17 protein-coding genes and 1 pseudogene are annotated in these 19,509 nt (G+C 69.1%); 12 read left to right on the top strand and 6 right to left on the bottom strand.

Annotation, left to right across the window (positions count from 1 at the left end; genetic code table 11):
• The first annotated feature begins 55 nt into the window (after positions 1 to 55).
• The 4 genes and pseudogenes from ACGFMK_RS08870 (at position 56) to ACGFMK_RS08855 (ending at position 7,278) form a co-directional block, all read left to right on the top strand.
• Positions 56 to 526: a MarR family winged helix-turn-helix transcriptional regulator gene (locus ACGFMK_RS08870; protein WP_392759792.1), complete on the top strand. Its 471-nt coding sequence runs from the start codon at positions 56 to 58 to the stop codon at positions 524 to 526.
• Between the two features lie 78 nt (positions 527 to 604).
• Positions 605 to 5,086, top strand: a pseudogene (locus ACGFMK_RS08865) (hypothetical protein); the annotation flags it as partial.
• Positions 5,087 to 5,284: 198 nt separating this feature from the next.
• The gene (locus ACGFMK_RS08860; RefSeq protein WP_392760103.1) at positions 5,285 to 6,457 is read left to right on the top strand and encodes a hypothetical protein; all 1,173 of its coding nucleotides are present in this window, start codon (positions 5,285 to 5,287) and stop codon (positions 6,455 to 6,457) included.
• 128 nt (positions 6,458 to 6,585) lie between these two features.
• Positions 6,586 to 7,278, top strand: a complete 693-nt coding sequence (locus ACGFMK_RS08855) for a CAP domain-containing protein (RefSeq protein WP_392759790.1) — start codon at positions 6,586 to 6,588, stop codon at positions 7,276 to 7,278.
• Between the two features lies 1 nt (position 7,279).
• On the opposite strand, the gene ACGFMK_RS08850 is transcribed toward ACGFMK_RS08855, so the two are convergent.
• From ACGFMK_RS08850 to ACGFMK_RS08835, 4 genes are all read right to left on the bottom strand, one after another.
• Positions 7,280 to 8,284: a cation diffusion facilitator family transporter gene (locus ACGFMK_RS08850; protein WP_392759787.1), complete on the bottom strand. Its 1,005-nt coding sequence runs from the start codon at positions 8,282 to 8,284 to the stop codon at positions 7,280 to 7,282.
• A 17-nt stretch (positions 8,285 to 8,301) separates the two neighbouring features.
• Positions 8,302 to 8,922, bottom strand: coding sequence for a DUF742 domain-containing protein (locus ACGFMK_RS08845; RefSeq protein ID WP_392759785.1), 621 nt, complete (start codon positions 8,920 to 8,922; stop codon positions 8,302 to 8,304).
• A 217-nt stretch (positions 8,923 to 9,139) separates the two neighbouring features.
• Positions 9,140 to 10,075: a hypothetical protein gene (locus ACGFMK_RS08840; protein ID WP_392759783.1), complete on the bottom strand. Its 936-nt coding sequence runs from the start codon at positions 10,073 to 10,075 to the stop codon at positions 9,140 to 9,142.
• Positions 10,076 to 10,163: 88 nt separating this feature from the next.
• Positions 10,164 to 12,380: a (Fe-S)-binding protein gene (locus ACGFMK_RS08835; protein WP_392759781.1), complete on the bottom strand. Its 2,217-nt coding sequence runs from the start codon at positions 12,378 to 12,380 to the stop codon at positions 10,164 to 10,166.
• Positions 12,381 to 12,533: 153 nt separating this feature from the next.
• Between ACGFMK_RS08835 and ACGFMK_RS08830 the strand changes: the two genes are divergently transcribed.
• The 4 genes from ACGFMK_RS08830 to ACGFMK_RS08815 are packed head-to-tail and all read left to right on the top strand — an operon-like array spanning position 12,534 to position 14,344.
• Positions 12,534 to 12,863: a DMT family transporter gene (locus ACGFMK_RS08830; RefSeq protein ID WP_392759779.1), complete on the top strand. Its 330-nt coding sequence runs from the start codon at positions 12,534 to 12,536 to the stop codon at positions 12,861 to 12,863.
• The gene (locus ACGFMK_RS08825) at positions 12,860 to 13,420 is read left to right on the top strand and encodes a TetR family transcriptional regulator (protein ID WP_323324902.1); all 561 of its coding nucleotides are present in this window, start codon (positions 12,860 to 12,862) and stop codon (positions 13,418 to 13,420) included. The genes ACGFMK_RS08830 and ACGFMK_RS08825 overlap by 4 nt, the downstream gene beginning before the upstream one ends.
• A gap of 14 nt (positions 13,421 to 13,434) precedes the next feature.
• Positions 13,435 to 13,881, top strand: coding sequence for a cyanase (gene cynS / locus ACGFMK_RS08820; RefSeq protein WP_392759777.1), 447 nt, complete (start codon positions 13,435 to 13,437; stop codon positions 13,879 to 13,881).
• A gap of 28 nt (positions 13,882 to 13,909) precedes the next feature.
• On the top strand, positions 13,910 to 14,344 hold the full coding sequence (locus ACGFMK_RS08815) for a GNAT family N-acetyltransferase (protein ID WP_392759775.1): 435 nt from the start codon (positions 13,910 to 13,912) through the stop codon (positions 14,342 to 14,344).
• On the opposite strand, the gene ACGFMK_RS08810 is transcribed toward ACGFMK_RS08815, so the two are convergent.
• Both ACGFMK_RS08810 and ACGFMK_RS08805 read right to left on the bottom strand, forming a co-directional pair.
• On the bottom strand, positions 14,302 to 14,613 hold the full coding sequence (locus ACGFMK_RS08810) for a hypothetical protein (protein WP_392759773.1): 312 nt from the start codon (positions 14,611 to 14,613) through the stop codon (positions 14,302 to 14,304). The two genes, ACGFMK_RS08815 and ACGFMK_RS08810, sit on opposite strands and share 43 nt — an antisense overlap.
• A gap of 4 nt (positions 14,614 to 14,617) precedes the next feature.
• Entirely contained in the window at positions 14,618 to 15,151 is a 534-nt protein-coding gene (locus ACGFMK_RS08805) for a YbhB/YbcL family Raf kinase inhibitor-like protein (RefSeq protein ID WP_392759771.1), read from the bottom strand.
• Between the two features lie 174 nt (positions 15,152 to 15,325).
• Here ACGFMK_RS08805 and ACGFMK_RS08800 point away from each other — a divergent pair, with 174 nt between their 5' ends.
• The 4 genes from ACGFMK_RS08800 to grpE all read left to right on the top strand — a co-directional run bounded on the left by ACGFMK_RS08800 (position 15,326) and on the right by grpE (position 19,486).
• Positions 15,326 to 16,096, top strand: a complete 771-nt coding sequence (locus tag ACGFMK_RS08800; protein ID WP_392759769.1) for a DUF4097 family beta strand repeat-containing protein — start codon at positions 15,326 to 15,328, stop codon at positions 16,094 to 16,096.
• A 29-nt stretch (positions 16,097 to 16,125) separates the two neighbouring features.
• On the top strand, positions 16,126 to 16,359 hold the full coding sequence (locus ACGFMK_RS08795) for a hypothetical protein (RefSeq protein ID WP_392759767.1): 234 nt from the start codon (positions 16,126 to 16,128) through the stop codon (positions 16,357 to 16,359).
• Between the two features lie 554 nt (positions 16,360 to 16,913).
• Positions 16,914 to 18,785: a molecular chaperone DnaK gene (dnaK, locus tag ACGFMK_RS08790; RefSeq protein WP_392759765.1), complete on the top strand. Its 1,872-nt coding sequence runs from the start codon at positions 16,914 to 16,916 to the stop codon at positions 18,783 to 18,785.
• On the top strand, positions 18,782 to 19,486 hold the full coding sequence (grpE, locus tag ACGFMK_RS08785) for a nucleotide exchange factor GrpE (protein ID WP_392759763.1): 705 nt from the start codon (positions 18,782 to 18,784) through the stop codon (positions 19,484 to 19,486). Before dnaK ends, grpE begins: the two co-directional genes overlap by 4 nt.
• Positions 19,487 to 19,509 lie beyond the last annotated feature (23 nt).

Here is a 19,509-nt window from a genome sequence, read left to right as displayed (position 1 = left end):
ACTCTTAGAAACTAATTCGTTCTGTCGAACTAAAGAGTGGGCTAGGCTGGTCGCCGTGTCAAGCGAGCGAGCGAAGCTGGTGGAAGAGGTCCTGCTCGGGGCCCGTGAGCTGTCGACGGAGACGGTGATGTTCCACACCGCGATCGCCGAGACGCGCGGGCTGTCGCCGGTCGAGAGCAAGGTGCTGGACTACCTCGCCCGGCTCGGCCCGCAGATGCCGAAGGAGCTGGCGCGGCTCTCCGGGCTCGCGCCCGCGTCGGTGACGGCGCTGATCGACCGGCTCGAGCGCAAGGGGTTCGTCAGCCGCGAGCCGCACCCGGACGACCGGCGCAAGGTCCTCATCGCGCTCGACCCGGGGGCGATCGAGCGCAGCACGCACCTCTGGGACCACCTGGTCGCCAAGGTCCTGGAGCTGTGTGAGCGCTACTCCGACGACGAGCTCCGCACGGTTGTCGGGTTCGTCGCCGCGGCCGCGGCCATCACCCACGAGTCGACGGTGCGGCTGACGGATTCCCCGGGCGGGTGATCACCGGGGTCAAAAAGGGCGGGAAAGACGGGCGCGTGCCAGGCTCCGGAAGTCGCCTCGGCCCCCGGGAGTGCTCGTATGCCGCTGTCCAGAAAACCACTTCGGCTTCTGCTGGTCCTGGCCCTGGTTTTCGCGGCTTCCGCAATCACACCATTGGCTGAAGCGACGGTCGTCAAGCCGTTCCAGCTGAACTACAACGACGTCGTCTACGGCGATTTCCTCTACGCGGGCAACGGCGTGGTCCGGTGCCCGGTCAACGCGGACAACGCGCCGACCACCGGCAGCGGCAACACGCCCGCGACCTGCGCGAACACCGCCGACCGGCGCGACACCCTCGTCAACGACAACTTCTTCATGCAGTGGGCCGACGTCGACGCCGACCGCGGCACCTTCGATTCCGCCAAGGCGACGGTCACCATTCCGCCGGGCGCGAAAATCGTCTTCGCGCGGCTCAACTGGGCCGGTAACACCGGCGCCTACACGACGTCGCCGGGAGTGTTGTCGCCGACGAAGATGTGCCAGTCGCGCAACAACAACACCGCCGCGATCGTGCCGCCCGGAACACCGGCGAAACAGGACGTCCGGCTCACCGTCGGCGACGGGAAATCCGTCGACGTGCCGCCCGCGGCCTACACCGAGGACCCGCTCGACACCTTCAGCGGCGGCCAGTACTACTCGGCTTATGCCGACGTCACCAAGCAGTTCGCCGCCGCGCCGACCGGGTCCGCGCTGGACCTGACCGTCGGCAACGTCTGGGCGCCGAAGGGCTTCAACTGCATGGGCGGCTGGTCGGTCGCCCTGGTCTACGCCTACCCGGAACGCAACGCCGACTACGCGCCGAACAAGCGCGAGGTGTTCGTCTACGACGGGCACGTCCGGCAGAACAGCACCGACAGGCCCACGAACACGACGATCACCGGGTTCCGCGCCGCCGCCGCGGACGCGCACGTCGGCGTCACCGCCTACGAAGGCGACTGGGGCATCTCCGGCGACCAGTTCCTGATCAACGACAAACCGGCCGCCGAACCGTCGGCTGGCGGGACGTCGAACTTCTTCATCTCCAACGCCGACGGTGCCGCCGATCCCGCGGTGAAGAACAACTTCAGCGTGGACGCCAAGTCGTTCAACGTCGACACCATCCCGGCCGGCGCGACCAGCGCCAAGCTCGGCTTCGCCACCAGCGGCGACTCCTACCTGGCGCAGAACCTCGCCTTCTCGACGCCGGTGCCCGAGCTTCAGATCAGCAAGCGCGCGGAACCGGCCCAGGTGCACCCGGGTGAGCAGGTCACGTTCACCATCGTCGTGACCAACCCGAGCGGCGCCCCGGCGTCCGGGGTGAAGGTCGCCGACGACGCGTTCCCGGCGTGCGGCAAGGACATCGGCACGCTCAAGGGCGGCCAGACGGTCAGCTACACCTGCACCGCGACCGCGCCGGACAAGGACTTCACGAACACCGCGAAGGCCACCGGCACCAGCGCGCTCGGCGATCCGCTGGACGGCACGGCAACCACGTCGGTGAACGTCATCCACCCGGCCATCGGCATCACGAAGACCGCCGACAAGGCCGCCTACCGCGTCGGCGACACCGTGACCTTCACGCTTAAGGTCACCAACACCGGCGACGCCAACCTGACCGCGCTGCAGGTCACCGACCCGAAGACGCCGTCGTGCGCACAACGGCTCGGGGGCGTACTGAAGCCCGGCGAGACCCGCACCCTCACCTGCACGACGAAGGCCCCGGTCGCCGACGGCGTCAACACCGCGACCGCCAGTGGCGTCGACGGCCTCGGCAAGCAGGTCACGGCCACCGCCGACGCACCCGCGCCGACGATTGCCCCGGCCATCGACGTCACCAAGACCGCCACCCCGCCGGTGATCCACGCCGGTGAGGCCGTCACGTGGACGATCACCGTCAAGAACACCGGTGACAGCCCGCTCGCGCCGGTGAAGCTCACCGACGACACGACGACGTCGTGCTCGCGCACCTTCGGCACCCTCGACGCGGGCGCGTCGCAGACCTACACCTGCACCGCGAACCCGTCGAAGACCACGACGAACACGGTCACCGCCACCGGCACCGACCGCTCCGGCCAGCCGGTCACGGACACGGCCAAAGCGACCGTCACCGTGATCAGCCCGGCGCTGACCATCACGAAGGACGCCTCACCGGCGACCGTCCGCACCGGCGACCAGATCACGTTCACGATCACCGTCACGAACTCCGGTGACGTGCCGCTGACCGACGTCGCGGTCACCGACGACCGGACCCCGGCGTGCGCGAAGACGTTCGGCACCCTGGCGCCACAAGCGAAGCAGACCTACACCTGCACCGCCCCGGCACCGGCCGACGACTTCACGAACACCGCGACGGCCACCGGAAAGGACCAGCTCGGCCGCGAGGTGAAGGTCACCGACGACGCGGTCGTCGACGTGATCCACCCGGCGATCACGATCGTCAAGGACGCCGCGCCCGCGCAGGTCCGCGAGGGCGACACCGTGACCTGGACGATCACCGTGACCAACACCGGCGACGTGCCGCTCACCGATGTCGCCGTCGCCGACGACAAGGTCGCGCCGTGCGCGAAGCCGCTCGGAACCCTGGCGCCACGGGCGAAGCAGACGTACACCTGCACCACCGTCGCGGGCAGCGAAGGCTTCACGAACACCGCGAAGGCCACCGGCACCGACCCGACGAAGCGGCCCGTGGACGCGTCCGACGACGCCTCGTTCACCGTGCAGCACCCGGCCGTCACGATCACCAAGGACGTCACCGGCGGGCCCTTCCGCCAGGGCGACACCGTGCCGTTCCGGATCACCGTCCGCAACACCGGTGACGTGCCGCTGACCGGTGTCCACGTGGCGGACGCGCTCGTCGCGGGTTGTGCGCAGACCTTCGACGGCCCGCTCGAACCCGGTGGCACGTGGGGCTTCGGCTGCACCGGCACCGCGCCGGCCGACGACTTCACGAACACCGCGCAGGTCACCGGCACCCCACCGGTCGGCCCCGTCGTGACCGCCATTGATACAGCCGCAATCGACGTGATCCACCCGGGTATCGCGATCACCAAGGACGCCGACCCGAAGGTCGTCCGCGCGGGCGACACCGTGACGTTCACGATCACCGTGACGAACACCGGTGACAGCCCGCTGAAGGACGTCTTCGTGGCCGACCGGCTCGCCCCGGAGTGCGCCCAGCGTCTCGGCACGCTGGCACCCCAGGCGAAGCAGACTTACACCTGCAAGCTCGTGGCCGGCGAAGCGGACTTCACCAACACCGCCGCCGCCAACGGAACCGACGGCACGAACCGCCCGGTGACGGCGACCGCCGAGGCCGCGGTGGACGTGATCCACCCGGCGATCAGCATCACCAAGGACGCCGCGCCCGCCCAGGTTCGTGAGGGCGACACAGTGACGTTCACGATCGTCGTGAAGAACACGGGCGACGTGCCGCTGACCGAAGTGTCCGTTGTGGACAGCCGGACGCCGTCGTGCGCTCAGACCATCGGCTCCCTCCCTCCCGGTGCCGAACAGCACCACTCCTGCACGGTAACCGCGGGCACCGACAGTTTTACGAACACGGCCACCGCGACCGGAACGGATCCGACCGATCGCCAGGTCACGGCCACCGACGATGCGTCGTACACCGTGCTGCACCCGGGGCTGTCCATCACGAAGGACGTCAAGGGCGGGCCGTTCCGCGAGGGCGACACGGTGACGTTCACGATCACCGTCGAGAACACCGGCGACTCCCCGCTCGCCGACGTGACGGTGACCGACGAGACCGCGCCGCAGTGCGCGAAGACGTTCGAAACGCTGGCACCGAAGGAAAAGCAGGCCTACGACTGCACGATGACCGTCCCGGCGGACGACGTCGTCAACACGGCGAAGGTCACCGCGAAGCCGCCGACCGGCCCGCCGCTGGACGCCAACGACGACGCGAAGGTCGACGTCATCCACCCGGGCGTGAAGATCACGAAGGAGGCTTCGCCGAAGACGGTGCGTGAAGGCGACGAAGTCACCTTCACGATCGTCGTGACGAACACCGGTGACGTCCCACTGTCCACTGTGGCCGTCACCGATGGCGTGACGCCGGGCTGCGCCAAGACGTTCGACAGCCTGGCGCCCGAAGCCGTCCAGACCTACACCTGCACGACCAAGGCCCCTTCGGACGACTTCACGAACACCGCGGGTGTCACCGGCACCGACCCGACCGGCCGCTCGGTGACGGCCACCGCCACCGCCGGGGTCGACGTCATCCACCCGCGGATCGCCCTGATGAAGGACGCGACGCCGTACGAGGTCCGTGAAGGCGACACCGTCACCTTCACCATCCTCGTGAAGAACGTCGGTGACGTGCCGCTGACCGACGTCACGGTCGCCGACGACCGCACCCCGGCCTGCGCGCACACCGTCGCGGCCCTGGCGCCCGACGGTGAAGAGACGTACACGTGCACCACCGTCGCAGGCAAGGACGGCTTCACCAACACCGCCACGGCCACCGGCCAGGACCCGACGAACCGGCCGGTGACGGCGACCGGCGACGCCACCTTCGTCGTCCAGCACCCGGGCCTGACCATCACCAAGAACGTCCGCGGCGGCCCGTTCCGCACCGGCGACTCGGTGCCGTTCGACATCGTGGTGACCAACACCGGCGACGTCGACCTGCACTCGGTGACGGTCGCCGACTCGATCGCCCCCGAATGCGTGCGCAGCATCGGCGCGCTGCCGGTCAAGGGGGTCGAGCGCTACGCGTGCACCATGACCGCGCCGGCCGACGACGTCACGAACGTCGCGAAGGTGACCGGGACGCCGCCGACGGGCGACCTCGTGACCAGCGAGGCGAAGGCGGACGTCGACGTCATCCACCCGGCGGTGAAGATCGACAAATCGGTCTCGCCCGAGCAGGTGCGGCCGGGCGACGAGGTCACGTACACGATCACGGTGACCAACACCGGCGACGTGCCGCTGTCGACCGTGGCCGTCACCGACGACAAGACGCCGGGTTGTGCCTTCACCGTCGCGAAGCTGGACGTCGGTGGCAAGGAGACGCGCCAGTGCACGGTCGCCGTGCGCGAGGACGTCACGAACGTCGCGTCGGTGACCGGCGACGACCCGACCGGGCGACCGGTGACCGCGTCGGACGACGCCAGCGTCAACGTGATCGGCCCGGGGATCACCGTGACGAAGACCGGTCCGGCAAAGCCGGTTCTGCCGGGCCAGGAAGCGGTGTTCACGGTCGTCGCGAAAAACACCGGCGACGTTACGCTGACCGGCGTAACGCTGAATGACCCGATCGCGCCGAAATGCTCGATCGTGATCGGGACGCTCGCGCCCGGAGAATCGTCGAAACCGGTGACCTGTGCCGTGACGATGAGCAATGACGACATCACGAACACGGTGACCGCGACCGGCGACGACCCGAACGGAAAACCCGTCACGGCGACCGACGACGCCCCGGCGAAGGTGGCAAAACCCGCGATCGACCTGCAGAAGGAAGCTGATCCGACGATCCGTCCCGGTGGGACGGTGACCTTCACCCTCGTGGTGCGCAACACCGGGAACGTCGACCTGACCGATGTGGACGTCACGGACCCCGCGTATCCCGTCTGCGCCCGGAAGTTCCCGCGCCTTCCCGTCGCCAGTCACCAGGAATGGACGTGCACGACGACCGCGCCGACCAGTGGTGATGTGCGCAACACCGCGACGGCCACCGGGACGCCCGACACCGAGCAACCCGGGAAACCGGTGCAGGACAGCGCATCCACCACTGTCCACGTGGTGACGCCGCCTGTTTCTCCTGGTCAGGAACCCAAGCCGGCGCCGCTGCCCCAGACCGGCTACGACCCGGTTCCCGCGGGGTGGGTGGCGTTGTCCCTGCTGGGGTGCGGTGTCCTGCTGCTACTGGCCGTCCGAAGGACGCGTCGAAGCTGACGGGAAACCGTTCTCGAAATCGCGTGTTCGCCACAGTGCGAAGAGTGACAGTTCGTTAGGAGGGTTCTCGCTGTAATCGTTCCGTGATACGTTCCTGCGCCGTGTCCCCCATTGGTGAACGTGCTCGCGTGGTGATGGTGTCACTCAGTGTGCTGCTTGGCGTCTTCTCCGCGGCGGCCGGCACCTGGATGGCCACCGCGGAAGGAAACACCGCGGAGGCGGCCGCCGCGGCGCTGGTGCTCCCCAACGAGCCCGGCGGGTCCGGCGGCGCCAGTGGCACGGAGCTGAACGGTCAGGCGAAGGGCACCGGAGGACGTCCGGCGGCACCCACGACGACCTCGTCGGCGGCGCCGACGACGTCCAGCGAGGCGCCGCCCCCGCCCACGACGTCCGCGACGCCGACGCCGACCGAGGCCCCGCCGACCAGCACGAAGCCCGCGGCCCGCGTCGCGTCCTCGATCGCCACCCAGGTCCTCGACCTCGTCAACGACGAGCGCGGGAAGGCGGGCTGCAAGCCGCTGGCCGAGGAGTCGCACCTCACCCAGGCCGCGCAGGACTACAGCGACGACATGTCGGCCCGGAACTTCTTCTCCCACACCAACCCCGAGGGCGTCACGTTCGACCAGCGCATCAAGACCGCCGGCTATTCGAAGCCGGGCGCGGAGAACATCGCGAAGGGGCAGACGTCGGCGGCGCAGGTCATGGACTCGTGGATGAACTCCGAGGGCCACCGCGCGAACATCCTGAACTGCTCACTCACGAAGCTCGGTGTCGGGTTCACCAAGGCCGGCAACTACTGGGTCCAGGACTTCGGGTACTGAGCTACGCCGGGTTGTTCCACCGCTCCGCGATGTCGCCGTAGCGGGCCAGCACGGTCGCGCGCAGGTCGGGATCGGTCCGCGGTACCGGCTCGATGAACACCTCGGTGACGTCGTTGAACGACTCCGTCAGCTCGGCCGCGATCCGGACGCAGGCGCGTTCGAGGTCCGCGGCGCCGAGGGAGTCGTCGAAGTCGACGCGGGTGCAGACGAGGACCTGGTCGGTGCCCATCAGCATGGTCTGCAGGTCGACGACGGCCTCGATCTCCGGCGCGGCGGACAGGTGGTCGCGGACCCCGCGGACGATCTCCGGGTTGGCCTGGCGGCCGATGAGCAGGCCGCGGTTGGTCCGCCCGAGCAGGTAGGCGACGCAGGCGAGCAGCACGCCGATGACGATCGACGCGACGCCGTCCCAGACCTCCGAGCCGGTGAGCTGGTGCAGCCCGATGCCGGCGAACGCGACCAGCAGGCCGACCAGCGCGGCGGAGTCCTCGAACAGCACGGTCTTCGGGGTCGGGTCGTCGATCAGGCGGAGGTAGGCCCAGAAGGACCGATTCTCGGCCTTGGACTCCCGGCGGGTCTGGCGCACGGCCTGCACCCACGACGTGCCTTCCAGCAGGAACGCCACCGCCAGCACGAGGTAGCTGAGGATCGACGTGCTCTGCGCCTCGCCGTGTCCGAAGAGCGTCGAAATGCCCTCGTAGAGCGCGAACATCGAGCCCGACGCGAAGATCGACACGGCGGCCAGCAGCGACCAGAAGTAGCGCTCCTTGCCGTAGCCGAAGGGGTGCACGCGGTCGGCCGGGCGGTCGGAGCGTTTCAACGCCGTCAGCAGCAGGGCCTCGGTGAACGTGTCGGCCACGGAGTGCGCGGCCTCGGACAGCATCGCGCCCGAGCCAGTGATGATGCCGGCGATCAGCTTCATGACCGCGATCGCCAGGTTCACCCCACCGGCGAGCAGGACGGTCAGGGTGCTTTCGCCGCCGGAGTTTTCGGGTTCCTCGCTCACCCTGGTGAGCGTAATGGTCAGAGGCGCCGAAGGCCGTGCAGCACGCGTTCCATGAGTGCGGCCGCCGGACGGCCGTCGGCGCTCACGCGGGTGTCGTGGATGGTCACCAGGCCCTGTTCGGCCATGTCGTCGAGCAGCACCCGGGCGACACCGAGGGGGACGCTGAGCCGGGCCGCGACCTCGGCGACCGAGCGCGGGTGGTGGCACAGGGTCCGGACCGAGCGGAACTCGCCGGTCAGGCGGGCACCGTTCCAGTGCGCGCCGGCGCGCGTCGAGACCATCGCCTCGATGGCGAGGTGCCGCCGGGACTGCGTGCGGCCGCGGGTCAGGACGTACGGGCGCACGAGCGTCCGCGGGCCGTACCCGTGGTCCTGCGCCGGGATGATGCGGGCGGCGAAGTCCTCGTCCATCTCGACGTCGGCGATGTCGAGGACGGGTTCGGCGACGGGCTCGGGAACGCGCTTGGGCGGCGCCGGCCCGGGTTCCGGCACGAGCCGATCGGCGGCCGTCGAGGACGGGAACCGGGCACCGACGCGGCCGACCGAGGACGACGGCTGGGGCAGGGCGATTCGATCGTCGGCGTCTTCCGGGGCGGTGTGGAGAGCGTGCCGACCGGCCGACGGGAAGCGTGCACCCACTCGTCCGGTGGTGGTCCGCCGGTCCTGGCCCATCCTCGCTGCCCCCTGATTCCGCGTAGTCAAAGGTTGACCCCGCTGGCAGCGGTGGCGGCGGGGAAAGGCCAGGATACGCCGGTCGGCCAGCCCATTGGCCAGTGTTTGTCCTTGACTTGCTGCGCCATTCTGGTGATTTTTGCGTGCGCTATTCAGGTAATCGTTTGCCTTGACGAATTCCCAGCTAGTGGACCTTGGGAACACTCACCGGGGTACGAACTCGTCGAACTGTGACAACCAGTAGTGCCACCGTCACGAGGACGAGCGCCGATTGTTCGAATACCGCTGTGGTGCCGGCTTCGATCGCCGTTTTCAGGCCCAGCCAGCAATAGGTGATCAGTGCCCCGGCGGCCAACGGGAACGCCGGCGGGCGCAGACGGGTGACGGCGAACACGGTTGCCACTTCGATCACCAGCAGCAGGCCGACGAGCAGCCACGGCAGGCTGTCCATCGACCGGAACACGAGCTGGAACGCAGAGCTCGCGCCGAGGCCGAGCGCGAACGCGACCCAGGGGTGGCCCGGCGCCGACGTCCGGGCCGGCGCTCGGAACCGGAACGCGGCGACGGCCAGCGCGGCCACGACCAGCGCGGCGCCGGCGAGCTGCGCGGGGTGCGCGACGAAGGGCGCGAAGGAGTAGGTGATGGCGAAGGTGGCAATGGCGCCGACGACCAGCGACACGCTCCAGAGGCTCAGGCCGACCTTCTTCAGCCACGGTTCGCGGCCGAAGAGCGTCTCGGCGACCGCGATCGGCGCGCCGATGCTCCACACGACGTGCAGCGTCAGGACGTACAGCGTCCACGGGCCGCCGATGCCGAGCCCGGGGACGTGCCCGAACGACAGCAGGTCCAGGCCCAGGTAGTGCGGGTTGAACAACGTCTGCGTCAGCAGGCCCTCTTCGAAGACGCCGAAGGCCAGCGCGAGGGTGAGGATGGTCGGCCAGCCGCGTCCGGCGCGTCGGGCGGCTTCGCGGATGAGCAGCGCGGCCGCGCCGTAGAAGGCGACGTAGAGCGCGAACATGCCCAGCTGCTGACCGAGCTCGGGCGGACCGGCCAGGTACTGGTCGCCGAGCAGGAACTCGGCCGTGAACGGGGCGAACAGCACCAGCGTGAGGATTCGCATGCCCTCATCGTCGGGCGGCCGCCGCGCCGGGACCCGGGTCAACGATCACGGCCCGGCCATGACATCCGTCGTGGCCGGGCCGTGTGCGTCAAACCTCTTCGGTGAGTGACGGCGTCCCGAGGGGCACCGGCTTCGGCTCCGGCTTGCGCTTGACCGACTCCAGCAGCATCTGCGCGACGTCGACGATCTCGACCTTCTCGCTCGCGCTGCCGTCGGCCTGCCGGGCCGTGAGGCCGTCGTTCAGCATGACCTTGCAGAACGGGCAGCCCGTCGCGATCTTCGACGGCGCGGTGCCGAGGGCCTCGTCCACGCGCTCGACGTTGATCCGCTTGCCGATCTTCTCTTCCATCCACATCCGCGCGCCGCCGGCACCGCAGCACATCGACTTGTCGCCGTGCCGCGGCATCTCGCGCAGCTGCGCGCCGGTCGCGCCGACGAGCTCGCGCGGTGCCTCGTAGACCTTGTTGTGGCGGCCGAGGTAACACGGGTCGTGGTAGGTGACGTCCTCGGCGACCGGCGCCACCGGCACCAGCTGCTTCTCCCGCACCAGGCGGTTGAGCAGCTGCGTGTGGTGCACGACGTCGAACTGGCCGCCCAGCTCCGGGTACTCGTTGGCGAGGGTGTTGAAGCAGTGCGCGCAGGTCACGACGACCTTGCGCGTCTTGCGCTCCCGTCCCTCGAACACCGAGTTCAGGACCTCGACGTTCTGCTGGGCGAGCATCTGGAACAGGAACTCGTTGCCCGCGCGGCGGGCCGGGTCACCGGTGCAGGACTCCTCCGAGCCGAGCACCTTGTACTTCACGTCGGCCATGTGCAGCAGCTCGGCGACCGCCCGCGTCGTCTTCTTCGCGCGGTCCTCGAACGCGCCGGCGCAGCCGACCCAGAACAGATACTCGGCGTCGCCCATGTCGCCGTCGAACACCGGGACCTCGAAGTCCAGGTCCTCGGTCCAGGCCAGCCGGTCCTTGGCGTTCTGGCCCCACGGGTTGCCCTTGTTCTCCAGGTTCTTGAACATGCCGTTCAGCTCGCTGGGGAACGACGACTCGATCATCACCTGGTAGCGGCGCATGTCGACGATGTGGTCGACGTGCTCGATGTCCACCGGGCACTGCTCGACGCAGGCACCGCAGCTCGTGCAGGACCAGAGGACGTCCGGGTCGATGACGCCGCCGTCGTCGCCGATCAGGGCCTTCTGCGACTCCGCGATCGCGAGGACGTCGATGCCCGCGTACATGTTGTCGCCGGACAGACCGACCTCGTCGCCGGCCATGTCCCGCTTGCCGCCGGCCAGCAGGTACGGCGCCTTCGCGTAGGCGTGGTCGCGCAGCTGCGTGATGAGCAGCTTCGGCGACAGCGGCTTACCGGTGTTCCACGCGGGGCACTGCTCCTGGCAGCGGCCGCATTCGGTGCACGTCGAGAAGTCCAGCCAGCCCTTCCAGCTGAAGTCCTCGATCTTGCCGACGCCGAAGGTGTCCTCGTCCGGGTCGGCCTCCTCGAGGTCGAGGACCTTGCCGCCGCTCGTCATCGGCTTGAGTGCGCCGAGGGCGACGCCGCCGTCCTGCTCGCGCTTGAAGTAGATGTTGAAGAACGCGCTGAAGCGGTGCCACGCGATGCCCATGGTCATCGTGCGGGCGACGACGATCAGCCAGACCGTGGCGCTCATCAGCTTGACGAACGCGAAGACCGTCACCAGGTTCGGGCTGGCCGGCAGCAGCTCGCCGAGCGGGTTCGAGACGAAGGCGGCCCAGGTCGGCGTCTCGTGCGCGCCGAGCGCGGCCTTCGCGGCGCGGACGCCGATGATGCCGATGCCCTCGATCAGGACGACGGCCTCGATGAAGTAGGCCCACTTGAAGTTGGAGCCCTGGAAGCGGCTCTGGCGGTCGGCGCGGCGCGGGTGGTTGCGCTGGCGGATCGCCATCAGCACCAGGATGCCGACGATCGTGCCGAGCCCGAGCAGCTCCATGAGCAGCTGGAACGGCGGGAAGTCGTCGAGGACCGGCCAGCCCCAGGTCGGGACGAACACCTCGCCGTAGGCCTCGAACAGGGCGAGCGAGCCGAGCAGGAAGCCCCACATCACCAGCCAGTGGGCCGGTCCGACGCTGCGCTTCCGGTTCATCCGGGTGTGGGCCGCGAACTCCTTGATCAGCGTCTTCATGCGCGGCATGAAGGGGCCGTTGCGGGTCGCGTCGGGCTGTCCGAGGCGGATGACCCGCACGAAGCGGGCGATCGTCGCGGCGAACATGCCCCAGGCGACGAGGCCGAGCAGGACCGAGATCCCGCCGAGCGTCAGTTGCAGAGCGCCCATCGTTCGGGTGCCTTTCGTCCGGATGGATCAGTGGTGGTGCCGGGAGACTAACCTTCCTTACTGATGAGTAACCCGTTGAGTGGGCCTAAGTCCCACCGATGTGGTGTACGTCGCTCTTTGTTTTGGGACGATCGTTCAGGTATTTTTCACCCTATGGGTGCGTACCTTCTCCTCGCGCTGGCGATCGCCGCCGAGGTCTCCGCGACGGTCTCGCTGAAGCTCTCCGAGGGCTTCTCGAAGGTCGGCCCGTCGATCATCGTGGTGCTCGGGTACGCCGTCGCGTTCGTCGCGCTGTCGTACGTCCTGAAGATGGGGCTGCCGATCGGCGTCGCGTACGCGATCTGGGCCGCCGCCGGGGTCGCGCTGGTCGCGATCGTCGGTGTCGTGTTCCTCAAGGAGCCGGTCAACGCGGCCATGATCGCCGGGCTGGCCCTGGTGATCGGCGGGGTGATCTTGATCGAGATCGGGAGTGCGTCGACGTGAAACTGCAGGCCGACGGCCGGAAGGTCCGCGGCGAGAAGCGGCGGGCGGAGATCATCGAGGCGACGCTGCGGGTGATCGAGCGCGACGGCGTCGCGGGCGTCACCCACCGGACCGTCGCCACCGAGGCCGGCGTGCCCACGACGTCCACGACCTACCACTTCTCGTCGCTGGACGACCTGCTGGTCGCCACGCTCATCTCGTGCGCCCGCGACATGGCGACCGAGGTCTACTGGATGATCGACCGCGCCCGCTCGCGCGGCAGCCGCGGCGCCGAGGAGGTGGCCGGCCTGCTGGCCGAGGCGCTCGGCCCGCGCCGCGGCCGCACGATGGCGGAGTACGAGCTGTACCTGCTCGCCGCGCGCAAGCCCGAGCTGCGCCCGGCGGCGCGGCGCTGGCTGGACGTCCTGACGTCGATGGTCCGGCACGACGACGAAGTGGCGTTCCGGGTGTTCCTCGCCGGCATCGACGGCCTGCTGATCCAGGGCCTGATCGACGACGAGCCGCCCTCCGCCGACGAACTTCGCCCGGTTGTCGACTACCTGCTGAAACCCCGTTGATCTAGCGTCGGCGCATGACGACGAAGCAAGAAGCCGCGGAAGCCGTCCTCGCCGCGAAGGTCCGTCTCGGCCTCAGCTGGGCCCAGCTCGCCGAAACCCTGGACGCCCCGCTGGCCTGGACGACGTCCGCGCTGCTCGGCCAGCACCCGGTGCCCGCGGAACTGGCGGCGAAGGCGGCGCAGGTCCTGGAGCTGGACGCCGACGCCGAAGCCGCGTTGCGCCTGCAGCCGACGCGCGGCGCGCTCGACGACGTGGTGCCGACCGACCCGACGATCTACCGCTTCTACGAGGTCCTGCAGGTGTACGGGCCGACGATCAAGGAGCTGATCCACGAGCAGTTCGGTGACGGGATCATGAGCGCGATCAACTTCAAGCTCGACGTCACGCGCCGCGAGGACCCGGGCGGCGAGCGCGTGCTCGTCACCATGGACGGGAAGTTCCTCAAATATCAGTGGGGCTGAGCCTGTCCGCTGGGTTAGCTTGCCGATCATGCGGACATTCGGCGACTACGAACTCGACGACGACCGGGCGCGGCTGGACCTCGAGGTGGTCTGGAAGTTCCTCTCCACCGAGGCGTACTGGGGCCGCTGGCGCACCCGCGCGCAGGTCGAGGCGGCCGTCGAAGGCTCGTGGCGGGTCGTCGGCGCCTACCGCGGCGGGGAGCTGGTCGGCTTCGCGCGGGCGTTCTCCGACGGCGTCTCGTCCGCCTACCTGGCCGACGTGTTCGTCGTCGACTCCGCACGCGGCACCGGCGTCGGCAAGGAGATCGTGCGCGAGATGATCGACAACGGGCCGGGGGCGGGTTTCCGCTGGATGCTCCACACCGCCGACGCGCACGGGCTGTACCGGCAGTTCGGCTTCGGTGAGCACACGAAGGGCCGTTACCTGGAGCGGGAAGGCGTCAACGCGGAGTCGTTGCGCTGACGTAAGACCGGGCCGGCCCACGTGGTGCCCGGCTCGACGGCGGCGTCGCGCGGGAACCCGGTCGCCATCCCGGCGGGCCTGCCGTCGAGGTCGGCGACCAGGTTGTGCGTGCCCCGAAGTCGTTGCCGCCAGCGCTCTTCAGGCGCGTCGGCCTGATCGGCGAGCGACGCGCTGAACGTCCGCGGTGCGTCGCGCAGGGCGGCGAGGCGGAGGTCGCGCCACTCCCGCCGCCCGTCCGGGCCGATGACCCGGACGGGCGGGAGTGGCATGCCGTCAGCCCTTGTTCTCGTAGACCGGCGTGATCACCGCGCGGGCCAGGGTGTGGCCGAACATGTTGAAGCCGAGGAACGCCGGCGTGGCGTCGCCGTCGATCTCCAGCTTGTCGACGTCGAGGGCGTGCACCGCGAAGTAGTAGCGGTGCGGGCCGTGCCCGGGCGGGGGCGCCGCGCCGAGGAACTGCTTGACCCCGCCGTCACCCTTGAGCGTCACCGCTCCTTCGGGGAGGCCGGAGCCGTCGCCCGCACCCGAGGCCAGCTCGGTCACGGAAGCCGGGATGTTGAACACGGCCCAGTGCCAGAACCCGCTGCCGGTCGGGGCGTCCGGGTCGTAGCAGGTCACGACGAAGCTCTTGGTCTCCGCGGGGAAGCCTTCCCACGACAGCTGCGGTGACCGGTCTTCGCCGCCGGCGCCGAAGATGCCCGAGAGGTGGGGCGTGGCCAGGGTTTCGCCGTCGGCGACGTCGGTGCTGCGGAGGGTGAAGGACGGCACGTCGGGCAGGGATTCGTACGGGCCGGGTTGCTGCGGCATGGATCCTCCTGATCACGGAACTGGAGACCTTCGCCAGGTTAGCCCCGGATCCCGCACCCGCATCTCAGGGAGGGATCTCAGGGTTCTTCGGGGGGTTACCCCCATGTACTGCCCCGGCCCGCGGTTCTACCGTTTTCCCAGCAGAGGGAAATTTCACTGAGGGGACCAACGACCATGGCGCGCCCGCTTCTGGCTCTGGGTGGCATCGTCCTGATCGGCGTCGGCCTGGCGACCGCGTTCGGCTGGGGCTGGGGATCGGACTTCAAGAACGACGCCACGCTTTCGCAGACCATCCGCAGCGTGAAGCTGGAAGGTGACTCGGGCGGGGTGAAGATCCGCACCGGCACCGGGGCGTCGACCGTGCACCAGGAGGTCAACTACCACTGGCGCGGCAACCCGGGCGACACCTTCTACCGCGTCGACGGCGATCAGCTCGTGCTCGGCGACTGCGGCGACAACTGCTCCGTCGGCTTCGAGGTCGTCGTGCCGGCGGGCGTGCCGGTCACCGGCAAGGTCGACTCCGGTGGCCTGGACATCGCCGGGGTGTCGAGTGTGGACGTCGAGGCCGACTCCGGCAGCGCGCGCGTCGAGAACGTGTCCGGCGCGGTGAAACTGCGGCTCAGCAGCGGTTCCATCGACCTGCACGACGTCGGCGCGGTGACGCTTCAGAGCGACTCCGGCAGCGTGACCGGCGACGAGGTGCGCGGCCCGGTCGACGTCAAGGCCGAGAGCGGCCGCGTCGAGTTCACGCTGGCGCAGGCGAACGACGTCAAGGTGCACGCCGAGAGCGGCAGCGTCGAGCTGACCGTGCCGGGCGGCCCGTACCGCGTCGAGGGCAACAGCGACAGCGGGCACCGCGAGATCGGCGTCCCGACCGACGGCTCGGCCGCGCACACGCTCGACCTGACCACCGAGAGCGGCAGCGTCACGGTCAACGCGGCCTGACCTTTTCTTACACACAGGGGAAAACTTCCATGGGCAAGATCGAACGGCGCGTGCTGGCGGCCGCGCTGCTGGGGGCCGTCACGATGCTGGGCGTCGTGGGGTTCACGCGCGGCGAGCACACCGCGACGCCGGCGCAGGGGGTGCCGGTCACGGTGGATTCCCACTATCGAGTGACTTCGTGGGACGGCACCGCGGCGGAAACCGTTGTGCTGCAGGAAACTCCGGATTTCTTCTTCTCCTCCTGGACCGGCCGCCGCTCCTGAACTGTCGGGGGCCGCTGTTAGGAAGAAGGCACGCCGAAGGTCGGCGTGCGGAGGAGGAACCAGATCATGGACATGTGCCGGATCGCCACGGCTTGCCGGACATCGCCGGCTCCGGGTTGACCGGGGGTCTCGGCGCGATGCCTGAACGGCGGCCGGCGGTGCCGTGCTGCTGTCCCGGCGACCCGGCGACCCGGCGACCCGGCGACCCGGCGACCCGGCGACCCGGTGGCGCGCGGCCGCGCGGGTCGCCCTCGCCTCGACCCGTGCGCCGGTCTCGTGACCGTGCCGGCCGTTCGGCGCGCCGAAAGCCCACGTCATCCCAGGTCAACCGCCTGGTGAGCGGGCTCACACCCGCTCGAGGCCAACTCTCTCGGGTGGGCCGGGAACAAGACGGCCGAACGGCTCGTTAGGCTGCGTGTAGAGGTTGAGCGAGGTCGACTCAAGTCCAGCTTGACGAGACGTGCAGCAGCCCGATAGAACTTGCCAGGGCCCCGCTCAAGGCGAGGAAGAACCCGCAGGTCAATACGTAGCAGGCTTACACAGGAGGAAGCACCATGGCGCGAGCGGTCGGCATCGACCTCGGCACGACCAACTCGGTCGTCGCCGTCCTTGAGGGCGGCGAGCCGACGGTCATCGCCAACTCGGAAGGCTCCCGGACCACCCCGTCGATCGTCGCCTTCGCCAAGAACGGCGAAGTGCTGACCGGTCAGCCGGCGAAGAACCAGGCGGTGACGAACGTCGACCGGACCATCCGGTCCGTGAAGCGGCACATCGGTACCGACTGGAAGACCGAGATCGACGGCAAGAACTACACGTCGCAGGAGATCAGCGCGCGAGTGCTGATGAAGCTGAAGCGTGACGCCGAGGCGTACCTGGGCGAGACGATCACCGACGCCGTGATCACCGTCCCGGCCTACTTCGAGGACGCGCAGCGGCAGGCCACCAAGGAAGCCGGCCAGATCGCCGGCCTGAACGTGCTCCGCATCGTCAACGAGCCGACCGCCGCCGCGCTGGCGTACGGCCTGGACAAGGGCGAGAAGGAACAGACCATCCTGGTCTTCGACCTCGGTGGCGGCACGTTCGACGTCTCGCTGCTGGAGATCGGCGAGGGCGTCGTCGAGGTCCGCGCGACCTCCGGTGACAACCACCTCGGTGGCGACGACTGGGACGAGCGCATCGTCAAGTGGCTGGTCGACAAGTTCAAGGCCACGAACGGCATCGACCTCACCAAGGACAAGATGGCGCTGCAGCGCATCCGTGAGGCGGCGGAGAAGGCGAAGATCGAGCTGTCCAGCTCGAACTCGGCCGGCATCAACCTGCCCTACATCACGGTCGACGCCGACAAGAACCCGCTGTTCCTCGACGAGCAGCTTTCGCGCGCCGAGTTCCAGAAGATCACCTCGGACCTGCTCGAGCGCACCCGGAACCCGTTCAACAACGTGATCCGGGACGCGGGCATCGCCGTCGGCGACATCGACCACGTCGTGCTCGTCGGTGGTTCCACCCGCATGCCGGCCGTGTCGGACCTGGTCAAGGAGCTGACCGGTGGCCGCGAGCCGAACAAGGGCGTGAACCCGGACGAGGTCGTCGCGGTTGGCGCGGCGCTGCAGGCCGGTGTCCTGAAGGGCGAGGTCAAGGACGTCCTGCTGCTGGACGTGACCCCGCTGTCGCTGGGCATCGAGACCAAGGGTGGCGTGTTCACCAAGCTCATCGAGCGCAACACCACGATCCCGACCAAGCGCTCGGAGATCTTCTCCACCGCGGACGACAACCAGCCGTCGGTGCAGATCCAGGTGTTCCAGGGTGAGCGCGAGATCGCCGCGCACAACAAGAAGCTCGGCATGTTCGAGCTGACCGGTCTCCCGCCCGCCCCGCGTGGCGTGCCGCAGATCGAGGTCACCTTCGACATCGACGCGAACGGCATCGTGCACGTCCTGGCGAAGGACCTGGGCACGAACAAGGAGCAGTCGATGACGATCACCGGTGGCTCCGCGCTGCCGAAGGACGACATCGAGCGGATGGTCAAGGACGCCGAGGCGCACGCCGAGGAGGACAAGACCCGTCGCGAAGAGGCCGAGACCCGCAACCAGGCCGAGACGCTGGTCTACCAGACCGAGAAGTTCCTCAAGGACAACGACGACAAGCTGCCCGAGGACCTCAAGGCCAAGGTCAAGTCCGCGATCGACGAGTCCAACGAGGCCCTGAAGGGCACCGACTCGGCGAAGATCCGCGAGTCGATCGAGAAGCTGAACACCGCTTCGCAGGAACTGGGCACCGCCCTGTACGCCAACGCGAACGCCGACGCCGCCGCTGGTGCGGCCGGTGCTGGAGGCTCTGCGGGGGCGGCGGGCGACGCCGGTGCGGCCGGTGCCAAGGCCGATGACGTGGTGGACGCCGAGATCGTCGAAGAGGACGAGAAGAAGTGACTCACAGCTACGACGAATCCGAGAACCAGGGCCGCGGCCCCGAGGAGCCGGTGGTCGTGCGTGATCGGCGCCGCGTGGACCCGCAGACCGGGCAGGTTCGCCCGCCCGGTCCGGCCCACGCCGCGCCGGAGCCCGAGGCGCCCGTGGAACACGCGGGCCCCTCGCTCGGCGAGTCCATCATGGACGATTCGGTGACCGTGGTCTCCGACGTCGAGAAGGAGCTTTCCGAGCGCACGGCGGACCTTCAGCGCCTGCAGGCCGAGTACGCCAACTACCGCAAGCGCGTCGAGCGTGACCGCGAAGCGGTCGTGATCGGCGCGAAGGCGACCGTGGTGAACGACCTGCTGCCGCTGCTCGACGACCTCGAGCGGGCCGACCAGCACGGTGACCTCACCGGGGCGTTCAAGGCCGTCGGCGACAAGCTGATCAGCGGCCTGCAGCGCGCGGGGCTCGAGTCGTTCGGCACCGAGGGCGAGGTCTTCGACCCGAGCGTGCACGAGGCCGTGCAGCACAACACCTCGCCGGACGTGGCGGGCCCGACGGTCACCGTGGTCATGCGCCGCGGCTACCGCTTCGGCGACCGCGTGCTGCGGGCGGCGCTGGTCGGCGTGACCGACCACGAGCCCGGCGCGGCCCCGGTGGACCCGCCGGTCGGTGGCGAGCTGCCACTCGACGGCGGACCCGATGCGCAGCAGCAGTAAGCAGTATCCGGCTCCAGCGGAAG

Source organism: Amycolatopsis sp. NPDC049252 (assembly GCF_043197175.1).
Classification (GTDB): domain Bacteria; phylum Actinomycetota; class Actinomycetes; order Mycobacteriales; family Pseudonocardiaceae; genus Amycolatopsis.
The sequence above is the reverse complement of the archived record's forward strand: the minus strand, read 5'-3'. Positions and strand labels throughout refer to the sequence as shown.